This window comes from Aestuariivirga sp. (assembly GCF_047602625.1).
In the GTDB taxonomy this organism is placed as follows: Bacteria; Pseudomonadota; Alphaproteobacteria; order Rhizobiales; family Aestuariivirgaceae; genus Aestuariivirga.
The window spans coordinates 38,305-54,063 of record NZ_JASGGV010000002.1 but is presented as its reverse complement, the minus strand read 5'-3'; the positions used below and the strand labels follow the sequence as shown (position 1 = coordinate 54,063).

Annotated in this window: 15 protein-coding genes and 1 pseudogene; 12 read left to right on the top strand and 4 right to left on the bottom strand. The window is 62.1% G+C overall.

All coding sequences use genetic code 11. From position 1 onward, the window contains the following. The first annotated feature begins 57 nt into the window (after positions 1 to 57). The 4 genes and pseudogenes from QM694_RS04815 (at position 58) to tsf (ending at position 3,296) form a co-directional block, all read left to right on the top strand. Complete coding sequence (locus QM694_RS04815) at positions 58 to 300, top strand: acyl carrier protein (protein ID WP_415005817.1); 243 nt, start codon at positions 58 to 60, stop codon at positions 298 to 300. Then, positions 297 to 1,382, top strand: coding sequence for a hypothetical protein (locus tag QM694_RS04810; RefSeq protein WP_415005816.1), 1,086 nt, complete (start codon positions 297 to 299; stop codon positions 1,380 to 1,382). The genes QM694_RS04815 and QM694_RS04810 overlap by 4 nt, the downstream gene beginning before the upstream one ends. Before the next feature lie 169 nt (positions 1,383 to 1,551). Beyond that, a pseudogene (gene rpsB / locus QM694_RS04805) lies at positions 1,552 to 2,301 on the top strand (30S ribosomal protein S2); the annotation flags it as partial. 74 nt (positions 2,302 to 2,375) lie between these two features. Next, positions 2,376 to 3,296: a translation elongation factor Ts gene (gene tsf, locus QM694_RS04800; protein WP_415005815.1), complete on the top strand. Its 921-nt coding sequence runs from the start codon at positions 2,376 to 2,378 to the stop codon at positions 3,294 to 3,296. Positions 3,297 to 3,451: 155 nt separating this feature from the next. On the opposite strand, the gene QM694_RS04795 is transcribed toward tsf, so the two are convergent. Continuing rightward, a complete protein-coding gene (locus QM694_RS04795; RefSeq protein WP_415005814.1) occupies positions 3,452 to 3,922 on the bottom strand; it encodes a DUF805 domain-containing protein in 471 nt (156 codons plus the stop codon). A 149-nt stretch (positions 3,923 to 4,071) separates the two neighbouring features. Here QM694_RS04795 and pyrH point away from each other — a divergent pair, with 149 nt between their 5' ends. From pyrH to fabZ, 8 genes are all read left to right on the top strand, one after another. Then, complete coding sequence (gene pyrH / locus QM694_RS04790; RefSeq protein WP_415005813.1) at positions 4,072 to 4,791, top strand: UMP kinase; 720 nt, start codon at positions 4,072 to 4,074, stop codon at positions 4,789 to 4,791. Between the two features lie 5 nt (positions 4,792 to 4,796). Beyond that, positions 4,797 to 5,363, top strand: coding sequence for a ribosome recycling factor (gene frr / locus QM694_RS04785; RefSeq protein WP_415005812.1), 567 nt, complete (start codon positions 4,797 to 4,799; stop codon positions 5,361 to 5,363). A 14-nt stretch (positions 5,364 to 5,377) separates the two neighbouring features. Beyond that, the gene (locus tag QM694_RS04780; protein WP_415005811.1) at positions 5,378 to 6,115 is read left to right on the top strand and encodes an isoprenyl transferase; all 738 of its coding nucleotides are present in this window, start codon (positions 5,378 to 5,380) and stop codon (positions 6,113 to 6,115) included. Further along, positions 6,115 to 6,963: a phosphatidate cytidylyltransferase gene (locus QM694_RS04775; protein WP_415005810.1), complete on the top strand. Its 849-nt coding sequence runs from the start codon at positions 6,115 to 6,117 to the stop codon at positions 6,961 to 6,963. Before QM694_RS04780 ends, QM694_RS04775 begins: the two co-directional genes overlap by 1 nt. Positions 6,964 to 7,126: 163 nt before the next feature. Next, positions 7,127 to 8,254 carry an RIP metalloprotease RseP gene (gene rseP, locus QM694_RS04770; RefSeq protein WP_415005809.1) on the top strand — a complete coding sequence of 376 codons (1,128 nt, stop codon included), beginning with the start codon at positions 7,127 to 7,129 and terminating at the stop codon, positions 8,252 to 8,254. 105 nt (positions 8,255 to 8,359) lie between these two features. Continuing rightward, complete coding sequence (locus QM694_RS04765; protein ID WP_415005808.1) at positions 8,360 to 8,656, top strand: POTRA domain-containing protein; 297 nt, start codon at positions 8,360 to 8,362, stop codon at positions 8,654 to 8,656. Next, complete coding sequence (gene bamA / locus QM694_RS04760; RefSeq protein WP_415008574.1) at positions 8,586 to 10,706, top strand: outer membrane protein assembly factor BamA; 2,121 nt, start codon at positions 8,586 to 8,588, stop codon at positions 10,704 to 10,706. The genes QM694_RS04765 and bamA overlap by 71 nt, the downstream gene beginning before the upstream one ends. 72 nt (positions 10,707 to 10,778) lie before the next feature. Continuing rightward, positions 10,779 to 11,255, top strand: a complete 477-nt coding sequence (gene fabZ, locus QM694_RS04755) for a 3-hydroxyacyl-ACP dehydratase FabZ (RefSeq protein ID WP_415005807.1) — start codon at positions 10,779 to 10,781, stop codon at positions 11,253 to 11,255. Positions 11,256 to 11,259: 4 nt separating this feature from the next. Here the strand turns inward: fabZ and QM694_RS04750 are convergent, their stop codons facing one another. From QM694_RS04750 to gltX, 3 genes are all read right to left on the bottom strand, one after another. Further along, positions 11,260 to 12,810, bottom strand: coding sequence for a serine hydrolase (locus QM694_RS04750; protein ID WP_415005806.1), 1,551 nt, complete (start codon positions 12,808 to 12,810; stop codon positions 11,260 to 11,262). 76 nt (positions 12,811 to 12,886) lie between these two features. Next, the gene (gene gltA, locus QM694_RS04745; RefSeq protein ID WP_415005805.1) at positions 12,887 to 14,188 is read right to left on the bottom strand and encodes a citrate synthase; all 1,302 of its coding nucleotides are present in this window, start codon (positions 14,186 to 14,188) and stop codon (positions 12,887 to 12,889) included. Between the two features lie 55 nt (positions 14,189 to 14,243). Beyond that, on the bottom strand, positions 14,244 to 15,665 hold the full coding sequence (gltX, locus tag QM694_RS04740; protein ID WP_415005804.1) for a glutamate--tRNA ligase: 1,422 nt from the start codon (positions 15,663 to 15,665) through the stop codon (positions 14,244 to 14,246). Positions 15,666 to 15,759: the final 94 nt, after the last annotated feature.

The window sequence follows — 15,759 nt, the reverse complement described above, 5'->3', positions numbered from 1 at the left end:
CCCTCGCCGTCTCTTGCATTCTGACATTTCCGTAATGTAGGGGCGGGAGAGGCAATTTTGCAGCGCGACGAGGTGGAGACACAGGTGCGGCGGATGCTGGCGGACATCAAGCCTGATCTCGGCGTGGAGACGGCGGCGGCGGACTACGATCTGAGCGAAGCCGGTTTCGATTCCCTCGACGCCGCGAACCTCATCGAGGCGATTGAAGATCAATTCTCCGTGGAGATTTCCGACGCCGAAGCCATGTCGTTCACCTCGATCGGCGCCATCACCTCGATCATCGCGGCGCGTGCGGCGTGAACATCATCCAGCCGCCGGCGGAAACCGAAGCGCCAAAGCCCCTCGCGGTCTTCAAGGCAAAACTCCTGCAGGCCTTGCGCCGCCGCGAAGACTGCAACGCCGCCAAATGGCTGGAGCGGGTCAGAATGCGGCTGGCCCGCAAGGCGCGCGACAAGGAGTTGCGCGCCGCGGAACTGCTGCTGGCGGCGGAGCAGGGCGAAACGCTTGATGTCAGCACGATTGCAGGACCGCTGGCGGCGAAAATGATGGCGTGGATCATCGGTACGGGGCGGCTCAAGGGCGCCCTGGCGGTGCTCGACGCGTTTCAGCAGAAGCGCGAAATCCCCACGCTTGTGCCGCTGCATGAGGCGCTGCGCCTGCATCCGCGCCTGCCGGTCCTGTTGAAAGGATTTCTCGATCAGGAGGACCGCACCTTCCAGTGCGTGCCGGGCAAGAATCCCGGTTCGCACGCCATGGCCGTGTGTTTCTGCGGCGCGGGTGATCGCATGGGCATGCCGCTCAATGCGCTGCATCCCTGGCTGCAGCCGCAGTTCGCGCAGATCGCCTACGTCCGCGACAAGTCGCGCACGCTGTTTCTCGATGGCGTCGAGGATTTGGGCTCCATGGAACAATCGGTGGCGGAACTGCGCCGCATCGCGGAAGAGGCGGGCTGCATGCGCATCGTCTGCATCGGCTCGTCGGCGGGGAGTTTCGGCGCATTGGTCTATGCGCCGAAGCTTGGCGCGCAGCATGTACTGTGCCTTTCCGGCGTCACCGATCTCGATCTCCTGGCCGAGGCGCGCGGGGATGATTTCCGGAAATTTCTCGCCATCCAGAAACAGAAATACGGTTTTTCCATTCCCGACCTCCGGGTGCTCTACGCTGGCAATTCCGCCATCCGCGTGCGCTACATCTATCCCGGCGAAAATCCCGTTGATGCCGCGCAGGCGGAAATTCTGGAAAACCTGCCGCTCGTCGAGCTTCACCGGCTCGCCAACAGCGATGAGCACAATGTGCTGGGAACGATGCTTCAGCGCAGGCTGTTCCGCCGCGAACTCGTTCTGGCCGCCACCGGCAAGCGTCTGGCCCAAAAGGCTGCCTGAGCGCTTGCCTTTCCCGCCGCTTCCCGCTATACGCCGCGCCGTTAACTCACACGCGGGGTCAGGCTCCGGCACATGAAGGGCAACCTTCCACATAGTGCCTGAACCATCCGGTGCCGGATCATCCGGTCACACAGCTCCGCGGCGGATCAACCGGAAAAGGAAATACCGCATGGCCGTGCCAGAATTCACCATGCGTCAGCTCCTCGAAGCTGGCGTGCACTTCGGACACCAGACCCACCGCTGGAACCCGAAGATGAAGAGCTACATCTACGGAAGCCGCAACGGCATTCACATCATCGACCTCGCGCAGACGGTGCCGATGCTTCACCAGGCGCTGCTCGCCGTCACCGACACGGTGGCCAAGGGCGGCCGGGTGCTGTTCGTGGGCACCAAGCGCGCCGCCTCCGAGCAGATCGCCGATTCCGCCAAGCGGTCGGCGCAGTATTATGTGAACTCCCGCTGGCTGGGCGGCATGCTCACCAACTGGAAGACCATTTCCAACTCGATCAAGCACTTGCGCCAGATTGATGAGACAGTGAGCAAGGAAGGCTCGGGCCTCACCAAGCGCGAGCTCCTCACCCTCACGCGCGAGAAGGAAAAACTCGACAAGGCGCTGGGCGGCATCAAGGACATGGGCGGCACGCCCGATCTGCTGTTCGTGATCGACACCAACAAGGAACAGCTCGCTATCAAGGAAGCCAACCGCCTTGGCATCCCGGTCATCGCCATCATCGACACCAACAGCGATCCCGCCGGCGTCACCTATCCGATCCCCGGCAATGACGACGCGGGCCGCGCCGTGGCGCTCTATTGCGATCTCATCAGCCGCGCCTGCATCGAGGGCATCTCGATGGCGCAGACCGGCCATGGCGTCGACATCGGCGCTTCCGAAGAACCGGCTGGCGAAGAGCTTCCCGCCGCCTGATCCCACGCATCATTCGCGGGCCCGCCATCCGGGTGGGCCCGTTTCACACTTTCTGAAAGGTAGAGATCATGGCTGACATCACAGCTGCTATGGTGAAAGACCTGCGCGAGAAGACCGGCGTGGGCATGATGGATTGCAAGGCGGCGCTGGCCGCCACCAATGGCGACATGGATGCGGCGGTCGACTGGCTGCGCGCCAAGGGCCTCGCCAAGGCCGCGAAGAAGTCCACCCGCGTGGCCGCCGAAGGCCTCGTCGGCATCGCCACATCAGGCACCAAGGGTGCGGCGGTAGAGGTTAATTCCGAGACCGACTTCGTGGCGCGGAACGAACTGTTCCAGGCCATGGTGGTGCAGATTTCCAAGCTGGCGCTGGCCGCCGACGGCGATCTGGAGAAGCTGAAAACCGCGCATTATCCGGGCTCGCAGCACGCCGTTGCCGAGCATGTGGCCGAAATGGTCGCCACCATCGGCGAGAACATGACGGTGCGCCGCACCTCCGCGCTTTCGGTGACGGATGGCGTGGTCGCGTCTTATGTGCACAACCAGGCGGCCCCCGGCATGGGCAAGATCGGCGTTCTCGTGGCGCTCGAATCGACCGGCAACAAGGATGAGCTGGCCGGTTTCGGCCGCCTGCTTGCCATGCATGTCGCGGCGACAAACCCTGTGTCGATGGACCTGACCGGCGTTCCCGCCGAAACGCTGGCGCGCGAGAAGGCCATTCTCGAAGAGAAGAACGCCGGCAAGCCCGCCAATGTCATGGAAAAGATCGTGGCGTCGGGCCTCAAGACCTTTGCCAAGGAAAACTGCCTTCTCGAGCAGGCCTATGTGCATGACGGCGCAAAGACGGTGACGCAGGCCATCGCCGAAGCCGGCAACAAGGCGGGCGCCCCCGTCAAGCTCACCGGCTATGTGCGCATGCAGCTTGGCGAAGGCATCGAAAAAGCCGCCGGTGACGATTTCGCCAGCGAAGTGGCGAAACTCGCAGGCTAAGTTACATCAGAGCGAACCAAGTAAAACAGGCCCCTTCCGGGGCCTGCTTTTTTTGTTTCTGTCATCCCGGCGATAAGCCGGGACCCAGACTTTCAACCGGCACGCCCGGCCCAAGTCTGGGCACCGGCGTTCGCCGGTGTGACAGGTGGAATACATCAAACACGCTTGCCGAAGCTGGGGCGGCTTGTTGCGGCGTTCCACGCCACGGAGGGACGCTCAATCACCTGCTGTGAAGCCTCGCCGGATTGGGCACGCAAATTGTTGATGTCTTCGCCAAGGTTAAGGCCTGGGCCGGGGCCATAATCATTGTCATGCAGGTCGCCGCCCAGGAAACCGCATTCAATGAGTTGCCAGATCGCACCGATCAACGGGATAAAGGCGATGAGATACCACCATCCGGATTTGTTCCGGTCATGGTAGCGTTTGATCGTCACGCAGACCGCCGACCACGACAGGGCAAGTGCGGGCAGCAGCAGGCCGTAGAACAGCGGCGTCGGATTAGCATCATTATCATGCTCATCCATGATGATGACGAAAATTCCGATCAGCAGCCCGGCTATGAGTTGCACCAGCCACCACTTGCCACGGCCGATGCGGCCAGCAGGGTTGAAAAACAGATTGAACATGCTCGCCTCCCGGTGGAATTCTATTCGTGAAGTGTTTTCGTTCGGTGAGAGCGACCTGAAAAATTGAATAGATTGGTCTTGATCCGCCGCCCCATGACGAATTGGGCCAAATCGCCGATAAGCGCCGGACCGTCAGCCAGAGGCCGCCCATGACCCGCAAACCCTACACGCGCATTCTCCTCAAGGTCTCGGGCGAGGTGCTGATGGGGGAAAAGCCCTTCGGCATCGATCTCGAAACGGTGGGCCGCATTGCCGATGAAATCATCACCTGTGCCGACAGGGGTGCCCAAGTGGCGCTGGTGATCGGCGGCGGCAATATTTTCCGGGGGCTTGCGGGTGCCGCAAAAGGCATGGACCGGGTGGCCGCCGACCATATGGGCATCATGGCCACGGTGATGAATGCGCTGGCCATGCAGGGCGTGCTGAAATCAAAGGGCAGGGATGCCCGCGTGCTCTCGGCCATCGCCATGCCAACGGTGTGCGAAACCTATTCGGCCTCCAAGGGCATCCACCATCTGGAGGCTGGGCGCATCGTCATCTGCGCGGCGGGCACCGGGCTTCCCTTCTTCACCACCGATACGGGTGCGGCGCTCCGGGCCTGCGAGCTCCAGTGCGATGCGCTGTTCAAGGGCACCAGCGTCGACGGCGTCTATTCCGCCGATCCCAAATCCGATCCCTCAGCCAAGCGCTTTGAACACATCACCTTTTCGGAAATCCTGTCGCGGGACTTGCGCATCATGGACCCCGCCGCGATCGCCCTTGCGCGGGATAACGGGATTCCGGTAGTGGTGTTTTCGATCCGGACGCCGGGCGCCGTGGCGGATGTGCTGAACGGCGGCGGCCGCTTTACCACCGTGACGAAGGACTGACTGCCATGGCGAAACCGCAACCCTTTAACGCATCCGACATCAAGCGCCGCATGACCGGCGCCGTCGATGCCCTGAAACATGATTTTGGCGGCCTGCGCACCGGCCGCGCCTCCACGAGCCTGCTCGAGCCTCTGCAGGTCGATGCCTATGGCGCCATGATGCCGATCAACCAGGTGGCCTCGATCTCGGTGCCGGAGCCGCGCATGCTGCAGATCAGCGTGTGGGACAGGGGGCTGGTGATCGCCGTTGAAAAGTCGATCCGCGCCTCCAATCTGGGCCTGAACCCGGCCACCGAGGGCCAGGTGATCCGCCTGCGCATGCCCGATCTCACGCAGGACCGCCGCAAGGAACTGGTAAAGGTTGCGCATCAATATGCGGAAAAGGGCCGGGTGGCGGTGCGCAATGTCCGCCGCGACGGCATGGACCAGCTCAAGGCGCTCGAGAAAGAGCACATGATCAGCGAAGACGAACAGAAATCGAAGGCCGACGAAGTCCAGAAGATGACCGATGACACGATCAAGGAGATCGACACGGCGCTGAAGGGCAAGGAAGCCGAGATCATGCAGGTCTGAGGATTCGAGCCTTCATGCCGGCCACGCAACCACCGCCGCAGCCCGTTCCGCGCCATGTCGCCATCATCATGGATGGCAATGGCCGCTGGGCGTCGGAGCGCGGGCTGCCGCGTCAGGCCGGCCACAGGCAGGGGGTGGAGGCGCTGCGCCGCGCCATCCGCACCTCGGCCGATCTCGGCATCGAATATCTCACCGTCTATTCCTTCAGTTCCGAAAACTGGTCGAGGCCCAAGCCCGAGATCGCCTTCCTGCTCGATCTCCTGCGGCGCTTCATCCGCACCGATGTGGCGCAGCTTCACGAGGCGGGCGTCAAAATCACGGTGATCGGCGAGCGGGCAGGGCTTGAGCCCGGCCTCGTCAAATTGCTGGAAGATGCCGAACAGCTCACGCGCGACAACAAGGCGCTCAACCTGGTGGTGGCCTTCAACTATGGCAGCCGCAACGAGATCGCCCGCGCCGCGCAGGCCCTGGCCCGCAAGGTGGCCGAGGGCAAGATTGCGCCTGAGGATGTGACGGCCGCCGTGGTGTCCAACCATCTCGACACGGCGGGCATGCCGGACCCGGACCTCCTGATCCGCACCGGCGGCGAACAGCGCATCTCCAATTATCTTCTCTGGCAGTGCGCCTACACGGAGTTCGTGTTCGTGCCGGAATACTGGCCGGATTTCAGCGCCGACATCCTCAAGCGCGCCATCGCTGAATTCCACTGCCGTGACAGGCGCTTCGGCGGCCTCAGCGTCCAGCGCGCCTGATGGCGGAGAACGTCCCGGCATCGCCGCCGAAATGGGCCGACCTTGGCGTGCGCGCGCTGTCTGCCGCCGTGCTGATCCCGGCGGTGCTGGCCGACGTATGGTTCGGCGGCATCTGGTTTGAACTGCTGGTGGCGCTGCTCGCCATCCTGATGGCGATGGAATGGACGGCGATGGCCAATCGCGCCGATCCGCTGCAATTCGCGCTTCATGCCGCAGCGGCGCTCTGCGGCACCTTCCTGCCGCTCCATGCCGGGGCGTCGTCGGCGCTTGTTGCCGTTGCGGTGATATGGGCCGTCTCGGCGCTGCTCGCGGCGCGGCCTGAAACGGGCATGGGCGCATGGCGGTTTCTCGGCGTTCCCTATGTCAGCCTGCCCGCCGCGGCGCTGGTGATCCTGCGCAATGATCCGCTCTATGGCGCCAAGGCCATCGTGTGGGTGATGGTCATCGTGTGGGCTGCCGATACGCTGGCCTATTTCGCAGGCCGCATCATCGGCGGGCCGAAACTGGCGCCCGTCCTGTCGCCCAAAAAAACCTGGGCCGGGCTCGGCGGGGCAATCGCCGGAAGCGCCATCGCATCGGCGATTTTCGCCTCCGTGGCCGGACTGCCGGCCATCCTCTGGCTGGCAATCCTGGCAGGCCTTCTCGCGCTGGTGGAGCAGGCAGGTGATCTCTTCAAATCGGCCTTGAAGCGCCGCTGCGGAGTGAAAGATTCAGGCCGTATCATTCCGGGCCATGGCGGCATCATCGACAGGGTGGATGGCCTCGTGGCGGTTGCCGTGGCGGCTGCGATCATCGGAATCCTTCATGGTGGCCTTTCGGCAACAGGCGGCGGACTCCTCCTGTGGTAACCATAATTTGCCGAAATATTGACGTATTGCCCGGCTCTCGTGGTTAATAGACCGTAAACGCACATCGCGTTTTGGCACAGGCCTTGCGACGTTAAGGTCAGGTGCCGCGACGCCGGGACAATCAAGCCCCAGCGCGCGCCACAAGGGGACTGGACCAAAGGCCATGCAACTCGAAACCCTCCTTGCCCTGCCGCCGTTCTATTTCGTGTTCGCGGTGATGGCATTCCTGGTGGCGCTCGTCGTTATCGTGTTCATTCACGAGCTCGGGCATTTTCTGGTGGCGCGCTGGTGCGGCGTGTCGGTGGAAGCGTTTTCAATCGGCTTTGGCCGTGAAATCTTCGGCTGGAACGACCGTCACGGCACGCGCTGGAAGGTGGGCTGGCTGCCGCTCGGCGGCTATGTGAAATTTGTCGGCGACGCGAATGCGGCCAGCATGCCCGGAAGCGAGATCCAGAACAGCGCGCCCGGCAGTTTCCATTCTACTGCATTGTGGAAGCGCGCCTTGGTGGTGGCGGCTGGCCCGATGGCCAATTTTCTTTTGGCGATGGCGATTTTTGCTGGTGCTTTCATGTTTTACGGCGTGCCAGTGGCGCTTCCGGTCATCGGCGAAGTCGTCGGGGGAAGTGCCGCAGAAGAAGCCGGCATGAAGCCCGGAGATATCATCGTTTCCATTGATGGCCGCCATATCGCGACATTTGAGGATTTGCAGCAGGCCGTTTTCATGCGGCCCGGCGAACATCTTGCCATTGTTCTCGATCGCGGCGGCACGCAAATTACTGTTGATGCCGTGCCAAAGATGACCGAGCAGGACGATGGCCTCGGCGGCAAGATGAAAGTTGGCCTTCTCGGCATCAAGAACAGCGAGAACAATCCGATAAAAATCGAAAAGCTGGGTCCGTTTGGAGCCGTCGCAAAAGCTGCCGACCGTGTGTGGTTCCAGATTTCCACCACGTTCAAATATATCGGCAAGATGTTTGCCGGGGCCGAGAGCATAAAAGGCCTGAGAGGCGGCATCGGCATTGCTCAGGTCGCTGGTTCGGCGGCTTCCATGGGGCTTTTCCAGTATGTCTGGATCATCGCATTTTTATCGGTGAATATCGGACTCATTAACCTCTTCCCAATCCCTATGCTCGATGGTGGTCACCTGGTGTTTTACGGCATCGAGGCGGTGCGCGGAAAACCGCTCGGACCCACCACGCAGGAGTGGGCTTTCAGGGTTGGGCTTTCGCTGGTCATCATGCTGATGATGACGGGGGCGTGGAACGATATTTCGCGGCTTTTGGGAGGCTGATTGCAGAGGGCGAATTTCATTTGCAATCAAGGGCAAAGCAGATAAAACGGCTGGCGGCGGCGGGGATTTTTTGGGGACGGCTAGGTGCGGGGAAGTGGCCTGTAGATGAAATACCGGTTTGTTATCGTTGCGGTTCTGGCATTCCTCCTGGCCGGGCTTTCGCCCGTGCTGGCGCCGCAGGCGTTTTCTTCAGCGGCTTATGCCGACACGATTTCGCAGATTGCCATTCAGGGCAATCAGCGCATCGAAAACGAAACCATCCTCTCCTACCTGCAGATTCAGCCGGGCGAGACGGCAACCAGCGAAAAGATCGACGAGTTCCGTCAAGGCGCTGTTCCAGACCGGCCTGTTTTCCGACGTCCAGATTTTCCCGCGCGGTCGCGTGCTGGTCGTGAAGGTTGAAGAGAACCCGCTCGTCAACCGGGTGAACTTCGAAGGCAACAGCGAGGTGAAGGACACCGACCTCGCCAAGGAAGTCGAGCTGAAAGAGCGCAGCATGTTCACGCGCGCCAAGGTTCAGAGCGACGTCAACCGCATCATCGCCCTTTACCGCAAGAGCGGATATTACACCGTCACCGTATCGCCGAAAATCATCCGCCTGTCCGAGAACCGCGTTGACCTCGCCTTCGTCATCAATGAAGGCGGCGAGACCACGGTGGGGTCGATCAATTTCGTCGGCAATACGAGCTTCGATGCAAGCCAGCTTCACAGCGTGATCGGCACCGCCGAGCACAAGTGGTGGAAGTTCTTCTCCCGCAACGACACCTATGATCCCGACCGTGTCGAATACGACAAGGAACTGCTGCGGCGTTATTACCTCAAGAACGGCTTCGCGGATGTGCAGGTGGTTTCGGCCTCCGCCGACCTGGCGCCGGACGGCAAGCATTTCGTCGTCACCTTCACCATCGTCGAAGGCCCTCGCTACACGGTGTCCGACGTGGCGGTGAATGTCGGCCAGGCCAAGCTTGACGGCGATGGCCTCAAGTCCGGCATCAAGACGGGAGTTGGCGACAGCTACGACGCGACGAAGGTCGACAAGTCGGTCGAAAACCTCACCCTCGAAGCGGCGCGGCAGGGCTTCGTGTTCGCCAAGGTCGATCCGCAGATCGACCGTCATCCCGGTCAGAACAGCCTCAGCATCACCTACAACATCGTCGAGGGCCCGCGCACCTATATCGAGCGCATCGACATCGTCGGCAACCTGCGCACCGAGGATCAGGTGATCCGCCGCGAGCTGCAGCTTTATGAGGGCGATGCCTTCAACCGCGTGCTCATCGAGCGCGCCCGCCGACGCCTGACGGCGCTGGACTTCTTCGACAAGATCGATTTCCGCGAGGATCCCGGTTCCGCGCCCGACAAGATCGTGCTGGTCGTGGCCGTTCAGGAAAAATCCACCGGCTCGATCAACTTCTCCATCGGCTATTCGACGGTCGAGGCGATTGTCGGTTCCGTGTCGTTGGAAGAGCGCAACTTCCTCGGCAAGGGTCAGGACCTCAAGCTCGACACCTCGCTCAGCTTCAAGCGCCAGCAGGTGGATTTCAGCTTCACCGAACCCTATTTCCTCGGCATGCCGATTTCCGCTGGCGTCGATGCCTTCGCCACGAAGACGGACAATCTGTCGGTGTCTTCCTACAAAAGCACGCAGGTCGGCGGCGCATTGCGCGCCGGCTTCAATCTCGACGAATATTCGTCGCTCGGCTTCAAATACGGGCTGACGTACCGCAAGATTTCCGGCGTCGACCCCACGGAGGCGTCGCCCACCGTGATCGACAGCCAGGGCTCGTCCATCAAATCCTATGTGGACGCGACCTACACCTGGGACGATCTCGACAGCCCGGTGCGCCCGACCAACGGTTTCCGTGGCCAGCTTGAGGCCGAAATCGCCGGGCTTGGCGGCGATGTCTATACCGCGAGTGCCGAAGCACATGCCTGGTACTTCGTGCCCATCTATGAAGATGCCGTTGTCTTGAAACTCGAAGGCAACGCGGGCCACATGCTGTCGCTGAACGGTGACGATGTCCCGATTGAAGACCGCTACTACAAGGGCGCCGATACATTCCGCGGCTTCGCCCTGTCGGGCGTGGGCCCGAGGCAGACCCGCAACGGCGACGGCACGGACGCCATCGGCGGCACGACCTATGCGATCGGCACCGTCGAAATGACCTTCCCCATCGGGCTGCCCGAGGAGTGGGGCATTTCCGGCGAAGTGTTCTCCGACTTTGGCACGGCGTTTGGCGCGCCCGAGAAGTCTCTCGCATCCGGAGAGGGTAGTTGCACCAATTCGATCGGCTGCAAGGTGTTCGATACGATGGCCTTCCGCGCCTCCATCGGCGCCGGCCTGATCTGGCAGTCGCCGTTCGGACCGCTGCGCTTTGAAGCGGCCTATCCCTTCATGAAGGCCAAGTATGACGAAACGGAGTGGTTCCGCTTCTCGATCGGCACGGCATTCTAAGAGGCCCGCGCGGCAGGACGATCATCAACACGGACGGTCCATGGGCCGTCCGTCTTTTTTGGAGAAGGCGGCATGGCTGACAGCGCTGAAGGCAAGGTGTTGGGAACGGCGGACATCAACCGCATCATGAAGCTGCTGCCGCACCGCTATCCTTTCCTGCTCATCGACAGGCTGGTCGATCTCGATGGCGAGGAGAGCGGCACGGCCATCAAGAACGTCACCATCAACGAGCCGTTCTTCCAGGGCCATTTCCCCGGCCGCCCGGTGATGCCGGGTGTACTGCTGGTCGAAGCCATGGCGCAGACGGCGGGCGCTCTGGTGCTCAATCACCTTGGCGATGCGCACGCGGGCAAGCTGGTGTTCTTCATGTCGATCGACAAGTGCCGCTTCCGCAAGCCGGTTGAACCGGGCGACCAGGTGCGCTTTCACGTCAAGCTGTCAAACAAGCGCCCGCCGGTGTGGAAATACTGGGCGGAAGCGCATGTCGACGGCAAGAAAGTGGCCGAAGCCGAAATCGGCGCCATGCTGATGAACGAACGCGGCGGCTGAAACGTCACTCGCTTTTTCTCTGCAGCACGCCGAGACCCAAGCCATTGAGAAAATCAATGGTGACAGCCGACGCATTGCCATCTGGCCCTTGGGTGAATTGCACGGAAGAGGGAACGTCCGGCATCTCGGCAAAGGGATAGGCGAGGAAGATGTCGCGGTCGAAATGGGTGAGCTTGTACGATGACTTGCCATCTGGGCCGAGCTTCAGCAGCAGGCCATCGGCGCTTTCGCTCACATCAGCCGTTCCCGCATAGCTGTTCTCAAATCGCCCGGCATAGGAGGAGAGCGGGCGCGCCTTTGACGGTTCCGCCGGAGGCTTTGCGTAGAGTTCCTTCGTGGCGGCGATCGCCGGCTCGAAAAGCGCGCTGTACGCTTCATTCCATGGCCCAAACCAGTCTTGCGCAACCTCGCCACCGAATGCCTGGTCGAAAAAATTGTCGGCAATCCCTTCCGGCACGCCGGTCGGAAAGCCATTGCTCAAGATCACGATGCCCAGTTGCTCGTCCGGATAGATCGTCACCAGCGTGCGGGCGCCCATGCTGAACGCGCCCGCATGGCCCCATGACAGGCCGTGCCTGCCGAATTCCACATTCCAGCCGAGTCCATAAAAGGAGCTGGCGCCGGTGACGGGATTCTTGCCGCGCGCCATCAAGGGTTCATGCGTGGCGTCGAGTGCGGCGGAGGAGATCACCTGTTTTCCGCCGAAGTGCCCAAGGCCGATCTCGAGCTTCAACCATTGCGCCAGATCGCGGGCGCTGGAACTCACGCCGCCAGCGGGCGCCTGGGCATCGGCATCGCGTTTCACCAGCGCCGTCCATTTGCCGTTGACGCGGACATGCAGCGCGGCGCTGTTGGGGCGAGCGGCGAAATCCGAATAGCGCGAACTGGTGGAGGCCATGCCGAGCGGCGTGTATAGCGCCTCTTCTGCAATATCTTCCCATGGCTTGCCCGCGGCTTTGGCGGCTGCCAGCGCGCCTTCGGTAAGCCCCATGTTGCTGTAGGCATAGCCGCCCCGGAAGCTCACCCAGGCGGGCACGAAGCGCAGGCGATGCATGATCTCCGCGCGGCTGAAGCCGATCTGCTCGAGATCGTTTCCGGCATCGCCCGGCAGGCCGCTGCGATGGGAAAAGAAATCGCGCACCGTCACTTCTGCCGTCGGGTAGGCATCGTGCAACTGAAATGACGGATCAAGATCGGCGATGCGCGAATCCCACGACAGCTTGCCATCGCTCACAAGCCTGGCGACCACGGTGGCCGAGACGGGTTTGGACAGCGACGCCAGTTGAAAGACCGTATCGGCATCAACGGCTGCGGATTTGCCCGCTTCGCGCACGCCGAAACCTTTGAGGAAAATCACGTCATCCCTGTAGACGACCGCAATCGAGAGACCGGGAACGGCGCCGGAAGAGGTCATCTCCTGCGCCATGGCTTCGAGTCCGGGCAAGGCGGCTTCGATCTTTGCGCGCGTCAGTGTTTCCGCCTGTGATGGCAAGGCGAGAACGCCGCAGCATAAGCAGCAGAAAACCAGATAGGGGAACGCCCGCTCGCCAAACATGCTGCCTCATCGCTTCGCTTGCCGGACGGGAAGCTTACAATACGGCGGGCGGGGATCAAGCCGGAGGCGCTTGGCCTTACTTTCCGCGCCTGCTTGTCGGCACGTAGTCGCGCCGGGTCGGGCCGGTATAGAGCTGGCGCGGGCGGCCGATCTTCTGGTTCGGATCCTCGATCATTTCCTTCCACTGCGAAATCCAGCCCACCGTGCGCGCCAGCGCGAACAGCACGGTGAACATCGAGGTCGGGAAGCCCAAAGCCCTCAGGATGATGCCGGAATAGAAATCCACATTCGGATAAAGCTTGCGCTCGATGAAATAGGGATCGGAGAGCGCCGCCTTCTCAAGCTCGCGCGCCACGTCGAGCAGCGGATCGTCCTTGATGCCCAGTTCCGCCAGCACCTCATGCGCCGTCTTCTGCATGATCTTGGCGCGCGGATCGTAGTTTTTGTAAACGCGGTGGCCGAAGCCCATCAGGCGGATGTGCGAGGTCTTGTCTTTCACCTTGGCGATGAACTCGTTGACCTTCGAGGGATCGCCGATCTCCTTCAGCATCTGCAGCGCCGCTTCATTGGCGCCGCCATGCGCCGGGCCCCACAGGCAGGCGATGCCGGCGGAGATGCAGGCGAAGGGATTGGCGCCCGATGAGCCCGCCAGCCTCACGGTTGAAGTGGAAGCGTTCTGCTCATGATCGGCGTGCAGGATGAAGATGCGGTCCATGGCGCGCGCCAGGATGGGGTTCACCACATAGTCCTCGCAAGGAACGGCGAAGCACATGCGCAGGAAGTTGGCCGCGTAGGAGAGGTTGTTCTGCGGATAAACGAAGGGCTGGCCGATGTGATATTTATAGGCCATCGCCGCGATGGTCGGCAGCTTGGCGATCATCCTGTGCGAGGCGATCTCGCGCTGGCGCGGATCGTTGATGTCGGTCGAGTCGTGATAGAAGGCCGACATGGCGCCGACCACCGCCACCATGACGGCCATGGGATGCGCGTCGCGCCGGAAGCCCCGGAAGAACATGGCCATCTGCTCATGGACCATGGTGTGATAGGTGATGTTGCGGTCAAACTCGCGGCGCTGGGCGGGGGTGGGCAGTTCGCCGTAATAGAGAAGATAGCAGGTCTCGAGGAAGTCGCCGTGCTCGGCCAGCTGCTCGATGGGATAGCCCCTATAGAGCAGCACGCCCTCGTCGCCGTCGATATAGGTGATCTTCGATTCACACGACGCCGTGGACGTGAACGCCGGATCGAAGGTGAACATGCCCGACTGGCCATAGAGCTTGCCGATGTCGATCACATCGGGTCCGATGGTGCCGGATTTCAGCGGCAGGTCGAGGTGCTTGTCGCCGATCGTCAGGCTGGCAGTTTTCGCAGTGTCGGCCATTGCGGGTTCTCCTCACTCGCCGCGCACACTATTGCGCTGCACCAAAAAGGTCAACTTACCTGACCTGATCTGCGAGGCGGTCCAGTGCCTCCTCGCGGCCAAGTACTTCCAAAACATCGAAAATTCCCGGTGAGACGCTGGCGCCGGTCAGGGCTGCGCGCAACGGTTGGGCAAGCTTGCCCAATTTCAGGCCAGCGGCTTCGGCATGGGCCTTCACCGCCGCCTCGAGATCATGCGCCTGCCAGTGAGGCACGGCGGAGATCACCGGCACAAGGCTTTTCAGCGCCTCCGCGCCGCCGTCGGCGATGATCTGCTTCGCCTTTTCATCCAGCGCCAAAGGCCTGGCGGCGAATAAAAACTGAGCGCTTTTCATGAGTTCCACCAAGGTCTTCGCGCGCTCCTTGAGGCCGGGCATGGCCTTCAGCAGCTTGGCCTTCATGGCATCATCCAGCCTGCCCAGCATCGCCTTGCCACCCTCCGCATGGGGCAGGAAATCGATCAGGGCCTGGAGGAGTTCCGCATCAGGCGTATGGCGGATGTAATGGCCGTTGAGGTTTTCCAGCTTGGCGAAGTCGAACCGCGCCGGAGACTTGCCAATCGACTCGAGGTTGAACCACTCAACCAGTTGTTCCGTCGAGAAAATCTCATCGTCACCATGGCTCCAGCCAAGTCTCGCCAGATAGTTCCGCATGGCGGCGGGAAGATAGCCCATGGCGCGATAGGCCTCGACGCCCAGCGCGCCATGGCGCTTGGAAAGCTTGGCTCCGTCCGGCCCGTGGATCAGCGGAATATGCGACATCTCGGGCACCCGCCAGCCCATCGCCAGATAGATCTGCGTCTGCCGCGCCGCATTGGTGAGATGGTCGACGCCGCGGATGATGTGCGTCACCCCCATGTCGTGGTCATCCACCACCACCGAGAGATTATAGGTGGGATTGCCGTCGGAGCGCAGGATGATGAGGTCATCGAGATCCTTGTTGGGGATGACGACGCGGCCCTGCACGCGGTCATCCACCACCGTCTCGCCCTCTTGGGGGGCGCGGAAGCGGATCACCGGCTTCACACCTGCGGGCGCTTCCGAAGGATCGCGGTCGCGCCATGTGCCGTCATAGCGGATGGGCCGCTTCTCGGCCTCGGCCTTGGCGCGCATGGCGTCGAGTTCGGCGGGCGAGCAATAGCAGCGATAGGCCTTGCCCTGCGCCAGCAGTTCCTCCGCCACCTGCCGGTGCCGGGCGGCGCGGCCGAATTGCGAGACGGGTTCGCCCGCCCAGCCAAGGCCCAGCCAGGTCAGGCCCTCGATGATCGCGTCAATGGCGGCGGCGGTCGAGCGTTCGCGGTCGGTGTCCTCGATGCGCAGCAGCATGGTGCCGCCGGTATGTTGCGCATAGGCCCAGTTGAACAGGGCCGTGCGCGCGCCTCCGATATGCAGGAAGCCAGTGGGCGAGGGCGCAAAGCGCGTGACGACGGGCGAAGACATGGACGCCGGACTCCGGATATGCTGTCGTTAGGGAATGCGGCCCAACCGGCCGCGGGGGCGGATTAGCACAGTGCAGCGCAGCGTGTAAGGGGAC